General features: G+C 37.3%; 23 protein-coding genes and 1 pseudogene. 22 read left to right on the top strand and 2 right to left on the bottom strand.

Annotated elements, in window-relative coordinates; all coding sequences use genetic code 11:
* Window positions 1-301 precede the first annotated feature (301 nt).
* From JBW_RS15595 to JBW_RS15570, 6 genes are all read left to right on the top strand, one after another.
* Window positions 302-934: a lactate utilization protein gene (locus JBW_RS15595; protein WP_235334265.1), complete on the top strand. Its 633-nt coding sequence runs from the start codon at window positions 302-304 to the stop codon at window positions 932-934.
* A 305-nt stretch (window positions 935-1,239) separates the two neighbouring features.
* Window positions 1,240-1,644, top strand: a complete 405-nt coding sequence (locus tag JBW_RS15590; protein ID WP_007958087.1) for a MarR family winged helix-turn-helix transcriptional regulator — start codon at window positions 1,240-1,242, stop codon at window positions 1,642-1,644.
* Window positions 1,645-1,741: 97 nt separating this feature from the next.
* Entirely contained in the window at window positions 1,742-3,004 is a 1,263-nt protein-coding gene (locus tag JBW_RS15585) for an LL-diaminopimelate aminotransferase (RefSeq protein ID WP_082076261.1), read from the top strand.
* Between the two features lie 45 nt (window positions 3,005-3,049).
* On the top strand, window positions 3,050-3,631 hold the full coding sequence (locus JBW_RS15580; RefSeq protein ID WP_007958085.1) for a DJ-1/PfpI family protein: 582 nt from the start codon (window positions 3,050-3,052) through the stop codon (window positions 3,629-3,631).
* A gap of 161 nt (window positions 3,632-3,792) precedes the next feature.
* Window positions 3,793-4,230: a DUF3887 domain-containing protein gene (locus tag JBW_RS15575; RefSeq protein WP_007958084.1), complete on the top strand. Its 438-nt coding sequence runs from the start codon at window positions 3,793-3,795 to the stop codon at window positions 4,228-4,230.
* A gap of 58 nt (window positions 4,231-4,288) precedes the next feature.
* Window positions 4,289-4,798, top strand: coding sequence for a GyrI-like domain-containing protein (locus JBW_RS15570; protein WP_200896997.1), 510 nt, complete (start codon window positions 4,289-4,291; stop codon window positions 4,796-4,798).
* 76 nt (window positions 4,799-4,874) lie between these two features.
* Here the strand turns inward: JBW_RS15570 and JBW_RS15565 are convergent, their stop codons facing one another.
* Complete coding sequence (locus tag JBW_RS15565) at window positions 4,875-6,518, bottom strand: ATP-binding protein (protein ID WP_007958082.1); 1,644 nt, start codon at window positions 6,516-6,518, stop codon at window positions 4,875-4,877.
* Between the two features lie 275 nt (window positions 6,519-6,793).
* On the opposite strand from JBW_RS15565, the gene JBW_RS15560 reads away from it, so the two are divergent.
* The 15 genes and pseudogenes from JBW_RS15560 (at window position 6,794) to JBW_RS15495 (ending at window position 21,259) form a co-directional block, all read left to right on the top strand.
* Entirely contained in the window at window positions 6,794-8,911 is a 2,118-nt protein-coding gene (locus JBW_RS15560) for a BglG family transcription antiterminator (protein ID WP_007958074.1), read from the top strand.
* Between the two features lie 3 nt (window positions 8,912-8,914).
* Window positions 8,915-9,907, top strand: coding sequence for a 6-phosphofructokinase (locus JBW_RS15555; RefSeq protein WP_007958073.1), 993 nt, complete (start codon window positions 8,915-8,917; stop codon window positions 9,905-9,907).
* Window positions 9,908-9,923: 16 nt separating this feature from the next.
* A complete protein-coding gene (locus JBW_RS15550; RefSeq protein WP_007958072.1) occupies window positions 9,924-10,241 on the top strand; it encodes a PTS sugar transporter subunit IIB in 318 nt (105 codons plus the stop codon).
* 140 nt (window positions 10,242-10,381) lie between these two features.
* Window positions 10,382-11,662, top strand: a complete 1,281-nt coding sequence (locus JBW_RS15545) for a PTS sugar transporter subunit IIC (RefSeq protein ID WP_007958071.1) — start codon at window positions 10,382-10,384, stop codon at window positions 11,660-11,662.
* 35 nt (window positions 11,663-11,697) lie between these two features.
* Window positions 11,698-12,084 carry a tetratricopeptide repeat protein gene (locus JBW_RS15540; RefSeq protein WP_158453465.1) on the top strand — a complete coding sequence of 129 codons (387 nt, stop codon included), beginning with the start codon at window positions 11,698-11,700 and terminating at the stop codon, window positions 12,082-12,084.
* Window positions 12,085-12,114: 30 nt separating this feature from the next.
* A complete protein-coding gene (locus JBW_RS15535) occupies window positions 12,115-12,966 on the top strand; it encodes a class II fructose-bisphosphate aldolase (RefSeq protein WP_007958069.1) in 852 nt (283 codons plus the stop codon).
* A 311-nt stretch (window positions 12,967-13,277) separates the two neighbouring features.
* Entirely contained in the window at window positions 13,278-13,889 is a 612-nt protein-coding gene (locus tag JBW_RS15530) for a class I SAM-dependent DNA methyltransferase (protein WP_007958068.1), read from the top strand.
* A 137-nt stretch (window positions 13,890-14,026) separates the two neighbouring features.
* Complete coding sequence (locus JBW_RS15525; protein ID WP_158453464.1) at window positions 14,027-14,380, top strand: hypothetical protein; 354 nt, start codon at window positions 14,027-14,029, stop codon at window positions 14,378-14,380.
* 524 nt (window positions 14,381-14,904) lie between these two features.
* The gene (locus tag JBW_RS15520; RefSeq protein WP_045820626.1) at window positions 14,905-15,456 is read left to right on the top strand and encodes a hypothetical protein; all 552 of its coding nucleotides are present in this window, start codon (window positions 14,905-14,907) and stop codon (window positions 15,454-15,456) included.
* A gap of 1 nt (window position 15,457) precedes the next feature.
* Window positions 15,458-16,333, top strand: a complete 876-nt coding sequence (locus JBW_RS25785; RefSeq protein WP_007959824.1) for a DUF4280 domain-containing protein — start codon at window positions 15,458-15,460, stop codon at window positions 16,331-16,333.
* Window positions 16,334-16,353: 20 nt separating this feature from the next.
* Window positions 16,354-16,812, top strand: coding sequence for a hypothetical protein (locus tag JBW_RS15510; RefSeq protein ID WP_045820625.1), 459 nt, complete (start codon window positions 16,354-16,356; stop codon window positions 16,810-16,812).
* Between the two features lie 761 nt (window positions 16,813-17,573).
* A pseudogene (locus tag JBW_RS24140) lies at window positions 17,574-17,678 on the top strand (IS200/IS605 family transposase); the annotation flags it as partial.
* Window positions 17,679-18,353: 675 nt separating this feature from the next.
* On the top strand, window positions 18,354-18,704 hold the full coding sequence (locus JBW_RS15505; RefSeq protein ID WP_036680539.1) for a hypothetical protein: 351 nt from the start codon (window positions 18,354-18,356) through the stop codon (window positions 18,702-18,704).
* Window positions 18,705-18,825: 121 nt separating this feature from the next.
* Window positions 18,826-19,998, top strand: a complete 1,173-nt coding sequence (locus JBW_RS15500; protein WP_007954425.1) for an ATP-binding protein — start codon at window positions 18,826-18,828, stop codon at window positions 19,996-19,998.
* Window positions 19,999-20,044: 46 nt separating this feature from the next.
* A complete protein-coding gene (locus JBW_RS15495; protein WP_007954426.1) occupies window positions 20,045-21,259 on the top strand; it encodes an acyltransferase family protein in 1,215 nt (404 codons plus the stop codon).
* A gap of 49 nt (window positions 21,260-21,308) precedes the next feature.
* Here the strand turns inward: JBW_RS15495 and JBW_RS15490 are convergent, their stop codons facing one another.
* Window positions 21,309-22,178 (bottom strand): class I SAM-dependent methyltransferase, encoded by an 870-nt coding sequence (locus JBW_RS15490; protein ID WP_007954427.1) that lies wholly within the window; start codon window positions 22,176-22,178, stop codon window positions 21,309-21,311.
* Between the two features lie 269 nt (window positions 22,179-22,447).
* On the opposite strand from JBW_RS15490, the gene map reads away from it, so the two are divergent.
* Window positions 22,448-23,197 (top strand): type I methionyl aminopeptidase, encoded by a 750-nt coding sequence (map, locus tag JBW_RS15485; protein ID WP_007954428.1) that lies wholly within the window; start codon window positions 22,448-22,450, stop codon window positions 23,195-23,197.
* Window positions 23,198-23,496: the final 299 nt, after the last annotated feature.

The following is a 23,496-nucleotide window of genomic DNA, read 5'->3' as shown; positions in this document are numbered from 1 at the left end:
TTGTTTTACGTTCGGTCTATTCTTAGCTTTACGAGGTTTTCGTAAAGCTTTTTTCGCTTTCATAGCAGTTTTACACAACGTGGTGGGAAGTAAAAATTGCAACCGATTAAGGAGAAATATGTACCATTGTGGAATATATTAGGAATGATACTTTGGTATAAAATTGGATACTATAAAACAATTAAGTGCCTACTTGCTGATTTAAACTTTAGTATCTATTATTATAAATGTAAGAGTATATTTAAAGAGAAAATAAAATCACTCAGCAATAAACTAATTTTAGGGGGAATCGGAATTGGCAGTGAAAAATTGGCATAACGAAACAATCGGGAATAAGGCGGTGGATGCTTTAACCAAAAATGAATTCGACGCCGTATATTTTGCGACGACAAAAGAGGCAGCGGCTTTTATTATGGAGCATGTAAAACCGGGAACTACAGTAGGGTTTGGTGGATCAATGACAATCGACAGCATGGCAATTCAAGATCAAGTGAAGGCTGCTGGCGGAAAGGTGATTGATCATGGTGCAGCAGGTCTGACTATGGAAGAGAGGATCGCTACTGCACGAGAAGAATTGGTAAGTGACTTATTTTTATGCAGTAGCAATGCAATTACCTTAGATGGTTTGCTAGTCAATATAGACGGAATGGGAAATCGGGTAAGTGCAATGACTTTTGGTCCTAAAAAAGTAGTGATAGTCGTTAGCACAGATAAAATATGCAGAGATGAAAAAGCTGCTTTTGAAAGATTAGAAAGTATCGCTGCACCCATGAATAATAAAAGGCTTGACATGCCAAATCCCTGTACGAGAACAGGCTCCTGTATGAACTGTCAAGCTAAAACTAGAATTTGCAGAGTATACTCGGTAATGAGAAAAAAACCGATGGTGACAGATATAACGGTAGTCGTTGTAGGAGAAAGTGCTGGATATTGATAATGTCTAAGGCGGAAGCAGGAGGCAAATTATCTTAACTATAAGAATTCTAGTAGAAGCAAGAAGTGCCACCCTATCGGAATAGAGTGGCACTTCTTTAAAACTAACGATTCTAAAACGTAAAAAAGTAGAACTATTTAAAAATGAAGTTTTAAAAATAACGATAATTCCAGCCTGTAAACAGTATATCCTGGAATTGACAAATAGTTATTTGTATGATACAAATAACTATAAGACGATGGGAGTGAAAAGATATAGTTAGTGAAGAAGAAAAATACAATCGTTGTGTAGAAGACATTGGTGAGTTGCTGCAAAAGACAGTACGAACGTTTCAAATTTTGGAGAGAGAACAGATTAAAATATTTGGTTTTACCAGCTCTCAGTGTTATATATTACTAGAAATATATAAACACCAGAGCCTTTCTATTAATGAAATTAGTAAAAAAATGCACCTTGAAATTAGTACAATTACTAGAATTATGAACAATTTAGTTCGGGATGATCTTATCCTTCGTAAAAGAGGGGTATCTGATAAACGAGTTGTAGAGGCAGTTCTTACGGAGAAAGGTAAAGAGATTGCGCTGCAACTGCAGAAAAGCATTGAAAATTATTATAAAGATATCATATCGAACCTGCCGCGTGGTCATGTTCGCGAAGTCATGGGGGCGGTAGAATTGCTTGTAACCGCTTTAGAAAAAGCCAAGTATTAATAGTCAAAGGAATGCATTAGAGAGGTTTGGTAGGATATTTGTATAATACAAACAGTAGGCATCTGTAGGAAATAAGTAAATGACAGGAGTCAATCAATTGTATAAAAGGAAGGGATTGAGTATGATGGAAAATTTTATTCAGCAATTATTCGCGGAGCGAATCGGTGGAAATAATTTCGGCAACGATGCAGTCCTATACAAATTTGAAAAAATAAAACGAGCCAAAAGAGAGGCGTGTAAAAACAATCCTAATGTGAGATTGATTGATCTCGGAGTGGGTGAACCAGATTGGATGGCAGAGGATGACGTTGTAGAAATCCTATACAATCAAGCGAAGTTGAGAGAAAATAGAGGGTATACTGATAATGGCATCCAAGAATTTAAGGATGCTGCTGTTCAGTATATGGAGAATGTTTATCAAGTGCATGGTCTTAATTCAGCTAATGAAGTAAATCATGGAATTGGTTCCAAATCGATTTTGGCACTTTTGCCGCTAGCTTTTATTAATCCTGGTGATATTACGATTATGACGGTGCCTGGATATCCTGTTATGGGAACGATGACGAAAGGCTTAGGGGGAGAGGTGGTCAATTTACCACTCTTAGCTGAAAACAATTATTTGCCTGATTTAGATTCCTTGACCTTAGAACAACGCCATAGAGCGAAATTGCTCTATATTAACTATCCGAACAATCCAACCGGAGCTACAGCGACTAAAGAGTTCTTTGAAAAAGTCGTACAGTTTGCTAAAGCAAACAAGATTATTGTTGTATCTGATGCTGCCTATGCAGCACTTACTTTTGAAGGAGAGCGCCCGCTTAGCTTTTTGTCTGTGGAAGGCGCTAAAGATGTGGGAATTGAAATTCATTCCTTATCCAAGGCGTTCAATATGACTGGATGGCGACTGGCTTTTGTATGTGGCAATCCACTCGTAATTAAAGGTTTTGCAACGATTAAAGATGATAATGACTCCGGTCAGTTCGCTGCAATCCAAAAGGCAGGTGTTTATTGTTTGCAGCATCCTGAAATAACGGAAAAGACAGCTTTGAAATATTCCCGCCGACATACATTATTAGTAAATGCATTAAAACGTATTGGTTTTTCAGTCAGCAAGCCTAAAGCATCATTTTACCTGTATGTTGCCATTCCCCAACGTACTAAAGATGGAAGATGTTTTGTATCAGCAGCGGATTTTTCGGATTTTTTAATTCGGGAAAAACTAATTTCGACAGTTCCATGGGATGACGCAGGAGCATATATTCGACTTTCCGTTACTTTTGAAGCAAAGAATGAAGAGGAAGAGAAAAAGATCATTAGTGAGATAACAGAGCGCTTAGGTGAAGTTAATTTTGTTTTTTAATGGTGGAGCAAGGATAAGCAAAGAAAGACTGGAGGAGCATTATATATGATTAAAATCGGTATTCTTATTTTCCCTCAAGTAGAGGAGATGGATTTTGTAGCGCCATTTGAGGTATTAAGTTATATCAATAAAATTAAGGAAGATAGCTCTCAGGTATTTCTTATTGCTGAAAAGTTGGAACGAATACAAGCCTATAATGGAATGAAGATTTTTCCCGACCATTCATTTGCTACTTGTCCGAATTTAGATATTCTAGTTGTACCTGGTGGTAAAGGGCGTCTGGAAGCTATGTATAATCCTGAGATTCAAAAATTTATCCTGCATCAGTCAAAACAGATTCAATATATTGCATCAGTTTGCACAGGTGCATTTATTTTAGCGGAGATGGGATTGCTTGATGGTAAAAAAGCGACTACTTATCACTCTGCATTTGCAGAATTACAAGCTTATAATACAATTACTGTAGAAAAAGCCAAAGTTGTACGTGATGGTAACATAATTACGTCTGCAGGAGTGACCTCAGGCTTAGAACTCGGCTTTTATATTCTTAAAATTCTTTTTGGTAGTGCTCTCGCCAAGGAGGTTGCCAATAAAATCGAATATGCTGTAAATATTGATGCGTTATGAAATGGCTATTACTTTTGATGTGCAATAGTCAATGGCAGGACTTTGGTATGCCTATATAAAAGAATATAGTATATAAAAAGTGAACCTACTGAAGCAATCTTAACATATGAACGAGGGAAAGGGGTGAAATTGCAATTGTGAAAAGGATATGTTTATTTGTATTGATTATACTAGTGTGTGTGGCGACTCCTTGCTTTGCGGCAAAACAAAACAGAGAAAGTAAGGCAATATGGAGCTATGGTGAGGAAATACGGAAAATTGCCGATCCAGCTACCGAAAATATGCTTTTAATGCTTAATGAAGGTAATTATAATCAATATAGTAGGAATTTTAGTCCACAAATGAAAGCAGCTGTTGCAGAGTCTAAATTTAGAGAAATTGATGCCACGATTAAAGGTACATATGGTACTTATCTTTCCAAGGAATTTATGAGTATTGAAATTAGAGAAAACTACATTACGGTTTCTTATAAAGGTACGTTTTCTCAAGGGCAAGAACCTGTATTGATTAGAAGTGTCTTTACCCAAGAAGATGGTAAAACATGTATTGCTGGATTTTGGCTGAATCCTTTAAAACTTGTAGGAAAGATAAGAGAATGATTAGATATAAAGGCACAGTGGAGAGGAAACATAATACCAAAAATTTATATTGTTTTCAGTGAAAAATGATAGTAAGGGAGAGCAAAATATGAATCATCGTATTGTCCTAAAAGAAGCATTTAAGGTTATTGGCAAAGCATTCAAAGTATCAACAAAAGAGGGACAAGAACTACAACAAATTCCTGAATTGTGGAATACATGTAATTTCGATGGAACTTGTGAAAAAATTTGTTCAATCGATAGCAGACAACATATATTGGGCATATGTATGGATTTTGAGCATGACAAAAAGCAATTTTCTTACATGATTGCAATAGAAGATGTGAATGATTTGAAAGATACTGGTTTTGAAACCAGAGAAATCCCAGCGAGTAATTGGGCTGTATTTACATCAGTAGGACCCATGCCACATGCAATACAAACTGTGTGGCAAAGAATCTTCCAGGAATGGTTGCCTGCAACAGACTTTAAACATGGGGATGCACCTGAAATTGAAGTATATTTCCCTGGAGATCCATCAGCACAGGATTATAAATGCGAAGTATGGATACCAGTAGTAAAAAAATAATTAATGTTTAATATATGGGGACACCAAATAAAACCTCTTTCCAGGAGAGATTTACTCTCCAGAAAGAGGTTTTATTCTAGATGTCAGGAATTTTAAAATAGATCGAAAAGGAAGTTCCTTGCTCACTTGTTTTGATATCAATTGAAGCATCATGCCTATGTGCAATTTGGTAACATATTGGAAGACCTAAGCCAGTGCCAGTGTCTTTAGTAGTAATGAAAGGTGTTCCCAATTTATTAAGTATATATGGGGGTATTCCAGGGCCTTGATCAATGATAGATAGATTAACAGTATTATTTTCTTGAAATGTTTTTATAAATAGTTTACCTCCCAAGGGCATCGCTTCGATACTATTTAGCACTAGATTTAGTAGCAGCTGACGGATTTCGTTTTTATCCAATAATAAATTTGGTATGTCAGTCAGATCAAGAGCTATGGATACCTTTGAGGAGGCATCCGCTTTTAGTAAAGGAAATACTGACTCAATAACAGAATTTAAAGAGCATAGCTCTAAATGGGCTAGTTTTTCTCCTGATAGAGCAAGATATTCTCGAATAATGGTATTGGCTTTATCTATTTCTTCAATCATTAAATCAAACGTATCTTTGTCACTTTGATATTTGTTCTTCTTTTCCAAAAGTTGTAGATATCCTCGTATGGTAGTCAGTGGATTCCTAATTTCATGAGCTACCGTAACAGCCATATTTCCTACCATATTTAATGCGGCGGCTTGTTCTAATTTTCGATCGGTAATATCTCGAATAACACCTTCTAATGCTACGAGATTATCCATTTTATCATAAATTAACATGCATTTTTGTTCTATCCACACTATATTTTTATCTTTTCGGACTAGGCGTAATGTGATAGATAGCTTATTAGCCTGGGAAGGATTATTAATAAAATTATCGAAAACGTGACGGTCATCGGGATATATCAAATTGAAAACTAATTTTTCGTCTGCATAATATTCTTCAGAAGTATAGCCCGTAATGGCAAAAATGGCTGGACTGATGTAATCAAGCTTTGTGGTTGGCAGTAGACGATAATAATAAATGACATCAATGGCGTTATCCATCAAGAAGCGGTACCGAGCTTCTTTATGAATTAAATTTCTGCTACTTCTTTCTAAAAAAAACATTACAGTACTAATGGTAATAAGTAGCCTTAAAATACCGCCGGTGATAGCGATCAAATATGGAAAGGTTTCAAAGAAAAATGGCATAATTATAGTGAGAATGCTCCATAAGGCGAAGGCAATGCCAATTATGATTTTACCGACCCCGATTAAGTCCACATAACGGATGAAAGCTATGGCTATCCATGCTAACACTATGCCTGCAAACCAAGTAGGCGGTATTAATTTATAGAGGATAGGAAATTCCAATAAAAAAAATAAAATACTTAATAGTGAAGCGCTAGCGGCTCCGTACATCCACCATTTTTTGAAAGTTCGACCGACAAAGATAGAGGTACCCCATACAAATATTAAACTACAGCCAATAAACAATAGTTGATAGATCATAAAGGGGAAGATAGAGTCTTTCCAATCAAATATTCCAGAGTCAAAAAAGATATTTCTTAGTAAAAGAATAAACCAAGCAACTGTCCAAATTGCAATGTAGCGTTCGCGATACATAAAATACAAATAAATATAAATCAGTATCATTGAAAGTGTTCCTGTTATTGCGCCAATTATCATAATGTGAAAAAAATCCATAAGATCTCCTAATAATACAATTATTTACAGTATAATTGTACCATAAAAGAGTAAAAATTCCTTTTTTAAAAATATAAATTTGATGTAAATCCTGCTAGTTGAGCATTTCAATTTAGCAGGATTTTATTTTTATTATAGAAGAAGTCAATGGAGAGTAATATGTGCATTTTCATTTCTAGTTTTATATATAGTGCAGGAATTTCCAAAAAAAAATTGAAAAAAGTTCTACTTTTTTTTGCATATCGTTACTTTTATACTGAGTATGAGGTGGAAAGATGATTAGTAGAGATATAAATCTATTAGAATTTTTGTTAACGAAAACTGAATATATCTCATTTACAGAATTGACTGCTGTTTTTCAAAAAACAGAAAGAATGATTCGTTATGAAGTGGAAAAAGCGAATGGATTGTTACAAATCTTACATTTACCTCAAATTGAACAAAGCAGAAAATTTGGCTTGAAATTAACGCTAAATGATCCGCAAAAAAAGGTATTTCATCAATACGTCGAGGCCCAACCTAAAAGTATAGTATATTACACCAATGAAGAAAGATTAATGATCATTCTTTTTTCAATATTGAATGAAAACAAGCCAATATTGGGGAAAAATCTAGCGGATGAATTAGTTGTAAGCAAAAGTACGATTGATTCTGATATGAAAAAAATTCGCAAGATCGTAGCAAGCAATGATGTAACCATTAAAAGTGAAGCAAAAAAAGGCTTTGTTTTGCTGGGAGAGGAATGGTCAATCCGGATATTTATCAATAATTTCATTAACGAGTATATTGATGTAGGAATCATGATAGACAGTTGCTTGAATAAGCAGATAATGAATAGTAAGGAAATGATTATTTCTGATTATTTAGACCCAAAGATGCTTTTATGGATGTATTCAACCTTAAGAACGATGGGCCAATTTAGAGAGATCACTTTGGACGAATTAGGTTGCCGCCAACTTTCCATTATGTTATCGATTTGGCATAAACGACTTACACAAAAACATGAGATAAAAGAAGAATTTTTCTTGTCATATAAAAAATTGCACTCGTACAAGATTGTACTGGCATTTGTTTCGCAACTTAAAAAGAAGAGCCCAATTGAAATGGATGCAGGCGAAATGTATTTTCTTTGCTACATTATTGATAGTTTCAATTTAGGTACACGGCCTTCCTTGACACAAGCTTGGGGCGGGGCACAAATGCTAACCATTCGTTTTATTGAGAAGATGGAAATTTTAACATCCATACCTTTTTCTGAAGATAAGGAGATCTTTGAGCGATTATTTAATCATATTGAATCGTTGCTTAGACGCATAAAAAATGGTGTAACTCTATTCAATCCCCTCAAAAGTATGATCATGGAAGAATATTCTCCGACATTTCATGCAACGAAAGAAGCAATACAGATAGTAGAAACGTATTGTAAATGCCATATTTCAAATGATGAGATAGCCTATATAACAGTTCATTTTAGTGCCTCTGAAGAAAAATTAGAAGAAAATAATTTAGCGAAATATCGTGTAGTTGTCATTTGTGGACATGGAGTTGGAACAGGAATTTTGTTATCAGAAAATTTGAAAAAATACTATGATTTTGATGTTATTGGTGTATTAAACAGTTATAATTTGGACGCTATTAAGCGATTAGATGCTGATTTTGCATTAAAAACAATTGAGGCTGATGTTGCTGACATGCCTTCCTTGAAAATTGATCCATTACTGCGTGATTATGATAGGAAAAAGATTCAGCGTTTTCTAATAGAGAATTCTGAAATCAAGAAATCTAAAAAAAGTACATTGAATACAACCAAATTCTTTAAAGAAATATGTGAAGCTGTGGAAAGAAATAGTGCAAAAATCAATATGAAAAACTTTATTGATGATTTAGAGCAACTATTTGAAAAGAATAAAATTATTATTAATAAGAGGGGAGTCCAACCGATGATAAGTGAGATCCTGAAAGACAGGCAGATTCTGTTAAATAAAGAGGCAGAAAATTGGGAAGATGCAATTAAACTTGTTGCACAGCCATTGCTGGAAGAGCATTACATAAAAGAAGAATATATTACAGCAATGATTCATGCTGTAAAAACCTATGGCCCATATATTGTTGTAGGAAAAGGAGTTGCGCTCGCCCATGCAAGACCCGAAGATGGTGTCAATAAGCTGGGGTTAAGCATAATGACCTTAGCGAATCCTATATGCTTTGGACATGAAGATAATGATCCTGTGAAAATTATTTTCTGTTTGGCTGCTGTAGATAATTTCTCTCATTTAAATATAATGAAATCGATTGTAAACACCATTAATCAAGAATGGAAAATTGATCAGTTGCTGTCACAAAAAGATTTGGAAAATTTCAAGAAATTTTTATTTATGCATAAGGAGGAGTAAGAAATGACAGATAAACGCATTGGGATTATTACTAGCGGCGGTGATGCAAGTGGTATAAATGCGGTATTCCATGGACTCCTTGTTCATCAGAATATAGACGTTTTTGGATTTCAAGGTGGATATGATGGAATTATTCACAATGAACCGATTCACTTGACAAATTCAATGACAAGCCGAGCCATTTTAAATGGAGAATCGATGGTAAGGACAGCGCGTTCTAAAGCACCGTTAACGGAAGCTGGCAGGAAGGCGATTCTTAAGAAACTTACGGAACATAAAATTGATTCATTGGTTGTATGTGGTGGGGATGGGTCAGGGAAAGCAGCTTATCTTTTATCCGAAATAGGTCTGGATACATTACTGATTCCTATGACCATTGATAACAACATTTATGGAAGCGAATATACAGTAGGATATTATACAGCATTAGAATCGATACGGACTTGTGTACAAAGGATACATCAAACAGGTCACAACATGGCAGGACGTGTGTTCATGATTGAAACATTTGGTGGTGATTCCGGGCAATTAACGTTGGCAGCAGCATTATACTGTGGTGCGGATATTGCGATTATTCCAGAAAGAAAATTTGATCTTCAGAGAATTACCAATCGGATCAAAGAAGTTCTGGAAGAAAAGCAGCAATGCATTATCTTATGCTGTGAAGCAAGTTTCTTGAGCAAAGCATACCATTTAGGGGATCAAGGTGCCTCCTTTGAAGTGGGGGAACAGATTACGAAGATAACGAAAGAACGTGTTCGGCATACCATTCTTGGCTATTGTCAAAGGTCGGGTGATCCTGCGATTGCTGATATCGAAAAGGCATTGCTTATGGGGTATCATGCAGGGGAATCGTTACGCAATAAGATTACAGGGCAGATGATAGGATTCAAGGATAATAAGGTGACATGTATACCTTTAGAGGAGATATCGAGTATGAAAAAAGAGTTGGATCAAAATAATTGTATTTTGGCTGAGCAATTAAAAATTATATAGAAAAGGGGTGATCATCATGGCAAATAAAATCAATATTTTAATGGTGTGTGGGGCTGGCCTTGGGAGTAGTTTTGCTTGTCAAATGAGTGTCGAAGATGTATTGCAGAAATTGGGTGTAGAGGCAAATTTGGATCATTGTGATATTTCTTCGGCAGCTTCTATGCACCCGGATATCATTCTTACAGCGATGAATTTTAAGACACAATTTGAAAAATTTAGTATTGATGAAGTAAAAACCAGAATTATCTATTTAAAAAATATTGTAAGTAAAGCAGAAATCGAGGAAAAATTATCCCCAATATTAAAAGAAAAAGGTCTTTTATCCGATGACTAAACCGCTCTAAGACTCCTATCTTCTACAAGTGGGAGTTTAAGAGCGGCTAAGTCCTAAGGATAAGTGCGACTAAGATTCAGGTGGAGTTAAAACTCCATCTGAATCAAGTCTTCTTTATAAAAAGAGAGGAGAGATGAATTATGTCAATCATCAATTTTATTATTGAAAATATTTTGACACAAGCATCCATCACCATTGCATTAATCGCATTACTTGGGTTGGTTTTACAGAAAAAATCTTTTGGACAGATTATTTCAGGTACATTTAAGACACTCTTAGGCTTTCAAGTATTATCTGCAGGCTCTTCGATTATCGTAGGCAGTTTAATTTACTTTGGCAAAATATTTACTCAGGGTTTTGGAATGCAGGGGATTATTCCGTCGATTGAAGCAATCAACGGACAAGCAATGAATGAACTTGGCCTGGGCAGTCAAATCGCATTTACATTCTTGGCAATTTTTATTGTGAACATAGTCATTGCACGATTTACAAAATGGAAATATATCTTTCTGACAGGTCAGGCAATTTTATGGATGTCTACGATGTGCACCGCCTTTGGATACTTTGCAGGATTTAGAGGCTTGACGTTAATTATAGTCGGTGGGGTAATTGGTGGGATCTTTGCAGTAGCTATGCCAGCCATTGCACAACCCTTTGTTAGAAAAATTACAGGCAGTAATGATATTGCATTAGGGCATTTTTGTACAATTGGGTATTTATTTGAAGCATGGGTTGCAAAATTGGTTGGTGATCCTTCAAAATCAGTAGAAGATGTGAAATTACCGAAAAGCTTTGAGTTTCTACAAGATACATATCTCTCTGTAATGGTTGTAATGGTTCCCTTATATTTAGTTACCGCATTTTTTGCAGGGCCTGAATTTGGTGCTCAGTTTTCAGGCAATGCGAATTATCTTGTTCATGCATTTTTACAGGCCATTCAATTTGTTGTAGGTGTTTATGTACTGCTTTCAGGAGTTCGTTTAATCTTAGCTGAAATCGTTCCTGCATTTAGGGGCATAGCGATGAAACTTGTTCCAGATGCCATTCCTGCTTTAGATTGCCCTGTGCTTTTTGCTTATTCACCAAATGCAGTGATTGTTGGTTTTATAACGACGACAATCGGTACAGTGATAGCCATGTTTGCTTTACCTAGCTTTGGACTTGCAATGATCTTGCCTGGAATGTTAACTAACTTTTTTGCTGGTGGTACGGCTGGAATTTTTGGTAATGTTGCTGGTGGTAAGCGTGGAGCAATCATTGGTGGTATCGCTCATGGCATATTTATTACATTGCTGCCGGCTTTGCTGATAACAATATTGAACTCGTTGGGATTTGTTAATGCAACAGCTACCGACGTTGATACGGTTGCCGCGGCCTTGCTGTATGCATGGATTATTACTCCTCTTATGGGATTATTCTAAAGACAGAAGGGGGCAAAACGATAGTGTTTTCTTTTTTGACAAAAAAGAAAGGTAAAAAAGATAATGAATCAGAGATTAAAGAGCCAGTGATCAATGAAGAACAAAAAAATGAGCTGTATAAGCAAATAAAAGAGTTGGAAGAAAACCTTTTAATTTCATCAGCAGAAGATAGAATTAAAAGCCTAAATACACTCGGTGACATATTTTTTCAGCTCCAGGAAACGGATCAGGCAATACAATATTATGAAAAAAGTATTGAAGAAAATCGTACATTGGGAAAAGCATATACGAACTTAGTAAAGCTTTATAACATTAAGCGAAAAGAAGCTGCATGGGCTAAAGATGATGAAAAGCTCCAGCACTATTTAAATAAAATGGATATGTTGCTAAAAATGACGAAAGATGAAATTCGTGGCTTATAAATCAGTGTAAAATGCGGAGGTATTAAATTTATGTATACTACATTAAGAAAGGTTACAGAAAAAGCCGAAAAACTCAATTTTACAGTAGGCTCTTTTAATATGCATAATTTAGAAATGCTGCCATCCATGATCATGGCAGCAAAGGAAATGGGATCGCCCATTATAATTCAAACAAGTGCGGGAACAGCCAAATATATTGGTTATGGAGTGATTGCCAGTGTATGCAAATATATGGCAGAGCATGAAAGTGTAGATGTTGTTCTTCATCTGGATCATGCAAAAGATTTTCAGGATATTAGAGATGCAATTGAAGCAGGCTATACATCCGTTATGTATGATGGATCATCGTTACCATTTAAAGAGAATATTCTCAGAACACAGGAAGTTGTAAATTATGCCCATGCTAGAGGGGTATCGGTGGAAGGAGAATTGGGGACGATTGGCGGAACTGAAGAAGGGGTTTTTGTGAAAGAAAATGAAAAAGTTTTTACCGATCCTGAGGCGGCAAAACAATTTGTTGAAGCAACAGGTGTTGATGCCCTAGCTGTGGCAATCGGAACCAATCATGGTCAATATAAATCGAAAACCGAATTGAACTTACCCTTGCTAAAGAAAATAAATGAAACAATTGATGTACCCCTTGTTATTCATGGCGGTACGGGTGTGAAAGAAGAAGATATTCGTCAATGTACAAATTACGGTGTACGAAAATTCAATGTCGGTACGGAGCTTCTTGTTGGGTGGACCAAAGAAGCAAAAAGAATGTTTGGGCAGACCAAAGAAGATGCATCCTTGAGAAATAATATTCTGCCATGTAATGATGTAGTAAGTACAGTGATTAAACATAAGATCGGTATTTTCTTAAACCTGAATGCAAATTAACCCTACATTAAGGCGCAAGTATGTCAATGGGCATACTTGCGCCTTAATGTAGGGTTTTTAGGCTGTCGATGAGGTTTAAGTTTGTTGGCTTTTAAGACTTGTAAGACGTTCTCAAGGTTCAATGGCTAGGAGGATTTTTGCGATATCCATATAAAGTAGGAAATACAGTATATAAAAAGTAAATCGACAAGAGTGATCCTAACTTCTAAATGAATGAAAGAAAGGAGCAATTTGCTATTGATTTGACAGAGACAGATTTTTGAAACCAAATACCAGTAGTAAAAAAAAAATCATTAAAGTGGAGGGGAAAGATGGATTTTAATATGCAGTCTATAAGCTGGGATACTGAAAAGAGAATAAAAAGGGCAAAGATCATTGCAGAGCAGATTGCTCATACGGTTAAGCTTAAAAAGTCGTATAGTGCCCTAGAATTTGGTTGCGGAACGGGTCTTATTAGCTTTCAACTTTATGACAAGCTAAAAGATATAACCTGTATTGATACATCCCAAGGTATGATCGAAAACTTAAAATCAAAAATTCAACAGAATAAAGTAGCTAATATGGCAGCCTATCAACACAATATTGATGATGACCATCTGTTAACGCCTAAATATGATTTAATTTATACATCCATGGCATTACATCATATTATTGACATTGATACAACCTTAGCAAACTTATATAAATTGTTAAAGACAGATGGTCATCTGTGTATTGTCGATTTAGATGAAGATGATGGTAGCTTTCACAAATTGGAGGCTGATTTTAGTGGGCATCATGGCTTTAATCAAAATCAGCTAAAAGAAGTTTTGGGACAAATCGGATATAAAGAAGTAGAATCACATACCTTTTACAATGATGTAAAGAACATCGATGGAGCCGAGTTTCAATATTCATTGTTTATAGCCATTGGGAGAAAGTAAATATGAATTTATGGATATTTTGAGGAAGTTCTATGAATGGTTGCAGCGGTAGGTGTATCGGATACAGGAAATTTCGCAAATGATCTTACGGAATTATTTGTTCGATGGGGTCTCTTGCAAAAAATAGTGAAAATTCAGTGTGCTTATTTATTGATGAAATACAATATTTAAAAGACGATGAATTTGAAGCATTAATTACTGCTATACATAGAGTAAACCAAAAAGGACTGCCTGTTACATTGTTTGCCATAAAAAATAAAAATATCGATATTACATCCGTGCAGGAAGCGTATCCAGTATTTGAGAAAAGCCTGGATGATAGTTTTTTCAAAGTGCGCTATGATCGAGCTGCGCCGAAAGAAAAAGAATTCATGCTGGCAATGGTTGCGTGTGGTGAAGTGCCATGTACGATTGCTCAAGTCGCTAATAAAATGAATACCAATATGAAAAGCATTTCACCCCTTCGAGTGATTTTACATTTTGGTTTTTAATTTTTATTTTTGGCTATATATTATTCTATGACCAACGGTTTGTTGAAAGCGCTGACCGACATAAATACATATATCTTACAGGGACAGGGATGTTGTTTCAAAAAAGAAAAGGTGATGGAAGGTCTGAAACAAAGTCCCTGTTTTCTTCTGTCCCTTTGTTTTCTTTTTTTTGTTGAATATATTTCAATATATTTGGGAATCTATACCTTTTGCTAGATGCAATGACTTTTAAAACGATTTATCCTATAAGAAAGGGCATTAGAGTAGAGCAAGATAAATCCAAAAGGACGAATTTTATCATTAGTAATATCCAGATGGAGTAAGTAAAGGATTGTTAAAAAAAGGCTGACAAGACGTCCGCCGTCCCCTTATCTCCAGTGTGCAGCTCATAAACTGCCGCTTTCCGGGCGATCTGCTGACAGACTCGTTGCTGACAAAAATAACAATCGAAGGCGGCGACTATACCGGTTCCGATTTCTAAGAACTGGCCGCAGTCCAAACGACGGAAGGCGGGGCGGAATAACATGACAGACGAATATTTCCGGCTTTTCCAAAGCCATATCGTATCCAATTCCATTGCCATCGAGAATCTTGATCGGGAACACTATCCCTACAAAATGGATCGGGCCGCCTTTACCAGACTGGAGGACTTGGTCGTCGCCTATTATCAGCCCGACATGGGCCTTGAAATCTGCGATATGCTCCAGTCGCCCTGCTTTATGATCGCCGACCGGTTCCGGGACCTGTTCTCGCTCCTCGAACCGGAGCTCCAGTTTAAGGGTATTCAGCTCTACCCGCTGGATTTTGACGCGGCGGAAGGCGTGAAGTCGCCGGTGCCGCTATATTGGATTCCGCATATCGAATCAACGGAGTGTCTGCACAGCACAGCAAAAATCTACGATACCGGTATCGTGGAAGAACTCGTGGTGAAACAAGGCGCCGTCCGGGGCAAACACATTCTCAAAGTGGCCGGACTCGTCGAAGAAATCTGGCTCGTATCGCTGGCCGCCGCTGAAAGCATCTTAAGAAGAAGACCGCTGGCAGCCGGCCTGGAACGGGTGAAAGTGAAGGAATAACATGTCAACCACCGCATCAGGACCCGCGTATATCCCTCGGGGAACCAAATCCAAATGCAGCAAAGGCAGTTCGGAAAACATCCTGAATTTGCCTGTCGATCACGGCGTCGCCTATACGCCGGGACTGGAGCCGCTGCTCAATGCCAACGATCACAAGCCGGGTGAGCATATTCTGAAATACGGCTTTTGCGCAGCGACAAAATTACCCTGCTCGCCCGTAACGCCGCTGGCCTGGATCAACGTCAACAAGAAACATATCCTGGAGGGCGCGCCGGCCCTAATCGAACAGAGCAAACTCACCTGCGTCAAAGGCGGCGTGATCTCCATCGTCATTAACGCGGGCAGCGCCCAGAACGACGACCACAACGAGGCAGCCGCTGATAAGGTGGAAGCCGTTACTGCCGCCACAGAGGCGGAGAATCCGTATGGATTTAAGCAAGCAGTTAAAGATGCAATTGACAATGGCATATTACCAAATCCAGCTACTATGCAGAGTGATTATGAATTTATTGAAGGTGGACTTAGTACCCCTATATTTAAGATTGCTTCACTTGCAGGTGGGTTTATCCTGGATAAGAAGGGCAATGTTTATGCAATGGTTGATGCCAGTGTCGGATATGGTTTAGGACTTCCGTATCCGGTAACAGGCAGTGTAGGTCAGGGGTATTTTGGTAATGCAGACAAAAGCAGTGAGGAAAAATACAGAGATGCCTTGGCAGGAGGTTCTATCGGCACTACGACTGGAGCAGGAATACAAGGTAATGCGTCTATTGGTGTACCTAGCGGTGTAATATCAGGGGAAGTTTCATTTAATCCCAGTATTGGAAAATCATTTGGCGGTAGATATGCTTGGTATTTGTTTAATGTCAATGAATAAAAGTGAAGAGGATGACCAGGATGATCAAAAAAGTGTTTGACTGGTTTAGAACGATAGTTGTTGGGATAGGTTTTTTTATTGTTCTGGGTTCATTAATAATTCCGTTTCTTTACCGAGTTGTTAACCCCTCAGATATAGAAAGTAGAGAGCAAAATTTACGTTTTCAGTTTCAGTCCATTACACATCCGGAAGGTTCAAAACAGATAGAGTTTAGTATAAATAGAAGAAAAATGGTCAAACGATGGATCAATGCTGAATATAAATATGACAATATGAGTGATGCAGAAGTGGAGAAATATTACTATCAAGAGCTGATCCGAAAAGGATGGGTTAAGCAGCCTGTGAGCGAAGAAGCTTATAAGCATTTTCATAAGTCAATCTATCGGAAAGGAGATTATGAGATAGTTTTTAAGTCGAGTAAAGATTCAGTGGCAATATACCTGTATTACAGAGATATTTTTGATAGATTAGACTTGTAAAGTAACTGGATATGCCTGGACTGAGGTTTTATTGTCTTGATAAGAACGGTGAGTAATTTTGGCTATAGTATTGATTTTAAAGGCATAACATTGCGGATAGGCTTGATTCATTAGCATTATTCTGAGCATAGCGAAGAATCTTCTACATAAGGTATCCTAAGTTAGCAGCGAAATAATTAGGTTTGAATCGCTGGTAGAAAGCTGGAGAGCAAGGTCTTACTTTTGGCATTGCCCCAAAAGTAACAAAAGGTCTAGGCCCGAAGCCTCCAAAGGCTGAAAAGCCAGGCGGTACTCCTAAAATCCGTAAACTCGCTGCGCTCAAACAGTACGGATTTCTTAACGGAATACCGCCCGGCTTTTCTCCTGCGGAACGCTTTTTCCGGCAAAGGGCCAGGGTTCCGGGGTTACGAGAGTCAGGGGTATTTTGGTAATGCAGACAAAAGCAGTGAGGAAAAATACAGAGATGCTTTGGAAGGAGGCTCTATTGGCACTACGACTGGAGCAGGAATACAAGGTAATGCGTCTATTGGTGTACCTAGTGGTGTAATATCAGGGGAAGTTTCATTTAATCCCATTTACGTTTTCAGTTTCAGTCCATTACACATCCGGAAGGCGCAAAACAGATAGAGTTTAGTATAAATGAAATTCTAATCCCCCAGCTATGCTGGGGCGAACAGAGTAAGCGGAAGCGTTACTGCGAGTGAATTAAGAGACCTCCTATGTTAGTATGATAATGGACTAAGTAGAACAGAGCATTTTGGGCACGAGGTTATTACGTAATAACTGTTGGAAATATCACGGAAGAAGCAATTAAGAGATATATACAAGAACAAGAGGAAGAATCAGAAAAAGAAGAAATGAACTAAAAAAGCCTCGTTTAGAGGCAGATGGTAACAATGCTTGCGATACCCGCCTTTTAGGCGTAGCAAGTAATCAGCCCTTACAGGGCTAATGGCAAACCACCACTTGAAGTGGTGGTCATGACTTAGAGGTAGCCGTGTATTCTGCGGTTACCTTGACCTATTTTTATGGATTTTTTTGAGGAAGTTCTATGAAAATAATCAGTATGGTTAACTGTTCTCCTGCAATACTTTTTTGCTTGCAATCCCACCGAAAAGTACTATAATTAGTAATAGGTGGAAATTAAAAAGTCGCCGTGTCCTAAGAGTGTTGCACCACTCTCAGGCACGAGCAGGTGTCATAGCACCTACACGTAACAGTTACCTGTCTACGACGACAATTTATTATACCGTGATCTTTCCCTGAAAACAAGGGATGGTGTGTTCGGGATAGTAGGATTGTAGTTTTGGCAGAGGCTGAGCGTCTGCATGCAATCAAGATGAAGCAAAGCGCATGTGTAGGTTTGAAAAACCTCGCATGGGCTTTTTAATTTCTCCCATTACACTAGCTGTATTCTGGCTTCTTCTTCTGGTATCTTAGAAAGAAGAAGCCTCATACAGTATGAATATGGGGGATGATATACATTGGTATCAATAAGAAGAAGTAAAAGAAACAGGAACAGCCGGCGGCGTCAAAGAGTTTTGACAGCGAAAGCAGAGAGCATTCAGCCCCGCAATCAACAAAGGATCGTGGAGATGAACATACCCATTAGAAGTATAGTTACTGGGCAATGGATGGAGAAAGGCGATGTACTGCACGATTGGCAGGAATTTGTTCTTATGCGCCAAGAGAAATTAGAAGGAAAGCTGCAATTTGGTAACTTCTCTAGTGAATATACAACAATCATGAACCAAGTCGATCAACTACTAGAGGGGCAGCCGGAAAAAGTTGATGAAGCCGTTACTCAGCTGGTGGTGACAACTACCTATATGCACTATAACAAGGGTTTTCTTGATGGAATGAAGATTGGAATGGTTATGGGGAACGTATAGATAGATATAACCAATGGAATAGAAAGAACCTCTGTCAGATGTGGCGGAGGTTCTTTCTAGTTGTTATTTTACGAATATAAAGATATAATTGCGCTAATAATCATGTTAAGAAGGTGATTGTATGATAATAAATCCTTATACACCTGGAGCTGGATTAGTACCAAATTATTTAGCGGGCCGTGATAATACGATTGAGGAAGCAAAAGAAGTGATTTCTTATGTTGCTCATGGATATCCTACTCGTTCCGTGATTTACTATGGCTTACGTGGTGTTGGAAAAACGGTACTATTAAATAAAATTGAAGATATCGCAGAAGAAAATGATGTTCTATATGAACATATTGAAGTATCAGAGCGCTCTTCTTTTAAAATTTCGATTTCATTACATATACAAAAATTAATCAAGCAAATGAGCGTTAAGGAAAAAGCTAAAAGTTATGTTCAAAAAGCAATGTCGGTTTTAAAAGCTTTTAAGATTACGTATTCTCCAGAGGGTGAGGTAAGTGTCGGTTTCAATGAAGATGTGGTTGCAGCGGTAGGTGTATCAGATACAGGGAATTTCGCAAATGATCTTACGGAATTGTTTGTCTCTATGGGGACCCTTGCAAAAAATAGTGAAAGTTCAGTGTGCTTATTTATTGATGAAATACAATATTTAAAAGACGATGAATTTGAAGCATTAATTACGGCTATACATAGAGTAAACCAAAAAGGGTTACCTGTTACATTGTTTGCGGCAGGATTGCCTAAAGTTGCAAAAATTGCTGGAGATATAAAATCCTATGCGGAAAGACTATTTAATTTTATTTCGATAGGCTCTCTAGAACCTAAAGCAGCTAAGTTAGCACTGGTGGAACCAGCAAAAAAAATAGGTGTAACATTTACAGATGAGGCTATTCATGAGATCTTAAAGATTACAGAAGGATACCCCTATTTTCTACAGGAGTATGGCAAACAAGTTTGGGCTTTCATAAAAAATAAAAATATCGATATTACGTCCGTGCAGGAAGCGTATCCAGTATTTGAGAAAAGCCTGGATGATAGTTTTTTCAAAGTGCGTTATGATCGAGCTGCACCGAAAGAAAAAGAATTCATGCTGGCAATGGTTGCGTGTGGTGAAGTGCCATGTACGATTGCTCAAATCGCTAATAAAATGAATACCAATGTGAAAAGCATTTCACCCCTTCGAGCACAGTTAATCTATAAAGGTTTTATCTATGCGACAAGCTATGGGGAAGTAGATTTTACAGTACCTCAATTTAATAGGTATCTAAAACGGATTTATAATAGCTAATCGTTGCGAAGAAAACTACAATGTAGCTATAAAGGTTGTGAGAAATATGGAAAAGTCCATTGAGCGAGATCGATGTTATTATGTTGATTGGCTGAGGATACTAGGAATAATTTGTATATTCTTTTTTCATAATACGAGATTCTTTGACCTTATGGATTGGGAAGTGAAAAATAAAGAGACTTTTCTAGAACCTACCATATTTGTAATGTTCATTAGTTTCTGGATCATGCCGCTGTTTTTTATGCTGGCTGGTATCGGGACTCGATTTGCATTAAAGACCAAAACCACTATTCAGTACATTAAGGACAGATATTGGAGGCTAGTGGTTCCGTATCTATTTGGGATCTTCATTCTTATACCGCCACAGAGATATGTAGAGAGTCTGAGCAAAGGTAAGTTTTCGGGAACATTCTTTGATTTTTTACCGTGGTATCCAGAACATAAATTATTGATCGGGAACTTTGGTTTTAGTCCGGTGTGGTTTGGCGAACCAGGAACTCATTTATGGTTCTTAGCTTTTTTATTTGTCTTTTCGATACTTGCCGTGCCTGTAATTCGTTATCTGAAAAACAAAAGCGGCGAAAGGCTTATCAAGCATCTGGCGACAGTGAGTGAAAAAATGGGAGGCATATATCTTTTTGTAGTACCACTTGTTTGTGTGAAGATCGCATTGCAGCCGATCTATCCAAAGTATTCGTCATGGGCTGATTTTACATTTTGGTTTTTAATTTTTATTTTTGGCTATATATTATTCTATGACCAACGGTTTGTTGAAAGTGCTGACCGACATAAATACATATCCCTAAGTATTGGCATTTTACTTTTAGTATTGTTGTTAGTATTATTTATATTCTTTTTAGATCATTTGAAGCAATGGTGGGATCATCCGGATTACTCATGGGGCTGCATTTTTTTTCATGCTATGTGGACCATTACAACATGGTCGTGGCTGATGTTCTTTTTGGGGGCAGGTAAAGCGTTCCTGAATTTTCAAAATTCATGGCTGAGTAAATTGAATGAGGCGGTGATGCCTTTTTATATGCTGCACCAGACTATTATTTTACTAATTGGTTTTCAGATTATACAATGGCATATGAATGCTTGGCTTAAATATACCGTGATAAGTTCAATGTCATTTATGGTTATTATAGCAATCTATTATTTATGTATAATGAGGTTTAATTGGTTGCGTATATTATTTGGAATGAAGCCTCTTAGGGGTGGTGTAATTTCACAGGTAAGTATAGAAGGGAAAAACTGAGAAACTAATATTTGACCGACTTAAACCTCTGCCAATGATGTGACAGAGGTTAAATTCTTTTTGCATAGGCGATCCGCTCGATTTTTGATACAGCCAAATTCCTATTTAGAGGCTTTAAATAGTTTTCTTGATAATAGGAAGCTCCAATATCCTCGACTAGTGTAAGATGAAATGGCGTTAGAAAATCAGTTAAACCTAATGGATCAAGTCCAAAAATCCAAGGGTGAGATTTTGACTCGAAATAGTTCAACACGTTATCTGCTCCCGGTATATCGGAGGTCTGATCGATGATACTCTTCAAAATGTATGAAAAGACTACTACACTTCCCGATGAGGCTTTTGAAATAAATTCGAGCGTACTTACTACACCTTCTTTAGAAATATAGGGAGTAACTCCTTCCCAGATAAAGAAAATCGGTTTTGAGAAGTCTAGTTGTTGAACGTTCAATACTTCATCTAGAGTTTGATGATTAAAGTCAATGGAGGTAAAGGTGACATGGGGAGGTATTGCACCAAGAAATTTTTGTATCTTTTCCTTCTTTATATTTTGCATAATCGGTAAATCAACTTCAATTACCTTCATCTTGTCGATGCCTGGGATTCGATATGGTCGTGTGTCTAAGCCGGCTCCCAATATAACGATCTGGTCAATGCCATTCGTCATTGCTGTTTTAAGTAAATCATCAATATATTTAGTTCTACAGATTAATGCACCAAAAGCACCTTTTGTCATGAGTTCAGAAAATAGAATTTCCATATCCCTGATGAATTTGAATTTCATCTGGAAAAGAATGATTTTACTGAAAAAGTATTTAATAACAGGATCATGAAACAGTTGCGTTTCTTTTGGCTGGTACTGTTCAATCAATCGCATGGATGCCACTAGAAAGGCCGTTTTCCAACTTAGGTTACTGGACATCAGGTATCATCCTTTCTCTATTTAGCATAACTTATTATAGAATACTTACAAATAGACTTGGCTTAACTACTATATAGTTACGCCAAGGCTTTGCTATTCCCTTTATATGTAAGAAAGATATCCCTACAAAAAACTATGAAGTATATGGACTCTAGCAAAGTATCCATAATTAAGATAGTTGTGTGGAATTTTGCAGGAGTTTGTATTTTTGTGGTTGAAGAAAGGCATAATAAAGTTTTTAATCGCAGTAAAGAACTGGGGGTTTACACATGATTGTGCTAAAGAGTGAACGAGAAATTAAAATGATGCAGGAGGCAGGTGAAATTTTGGCTTCTTGCCATAAAGAGATTCAGAAAATCATTAGACCTGGTATTCGTACCTTAGAAATCAATACCTTCGTTGAAGATTATTTAGCTGCACGGAGAGCTACACCTGAGCAAAGAGGATATCGCGGATATCCCTATGCGATTTGTGCTTCTGTTAATGATGAGATTTGCCATGGGTTTCCGAATAAGAAACCACTTAGAAATGGCGATATTATAACAATTGATATGGTGGTTAATTATAATGGTGCGCTTGCTGATTCCGCTTGGAGCTATGCAGTTGGTACGATCTCAGATAAAGCACTGCATCTGCTTAAAGTCACTAAAGAGTCTTTATACAAAGGTATTGAACAAGTACAGATTGGTAATCGGGTGGGAGATATTGGATACGCAATTCAAACCTTTGTTGAAAAGGAAGGATTCTCTGTTGTGAGAGATTTTACAGGGCATGGTGTCGGACCGCATATGCATGAAGAGCCTTCTATCCCTCATTACGGTAAAGCTGGTAAAGGTATTCGATTAGAAGAAGGTATGGTGATAACAATAGAGCCAATGGTCAATGCGGGTGTGTGGCAATGTAAAATTGATGAGAATGAGTGGACTGCCAGAACGGTTGATGGTAAGCTTTCCGCTCAATATGAACATACGATTGCTATTACGAGTAATGGACCACTTATTTTAACGGACCAATCATAGGCTTAACCAAAAGAAGCTAAACAATGGCTCTTTTTGGCATCGACTGTTAAAATCATATTCTTTGGTTAGATTTTGAAATACGGATGTGAAGTGTATTGAAAACATTGGTCGCTGTGGAGTGAGAGTCCACTGGCGACCTTCTCTTTTTGATAGCTTGCTGAATCGTATTTATTTTATCAGCGATACCGCATCAGGGAATATCATGAAAAGAACTAACGGATATCGTTTTCCTTTAAAATGCCTTTTACCTCGTATCCTTATTCGAGGATACCTCGAAATATAAAATATTCAACTCGAAT

Source organism: Pelosinus fermentans JBW45 (genome assembly GCF_000271665.2).
Lineage (GTDB): Bacteria > Bacillota > Negativicutes > DSM-13327 > DSM-13327 > Pelosinus > Pelosinus baikalensis.
This window is presented reverse-complemented; position numbering and strand designations above follow the sequence as displayed.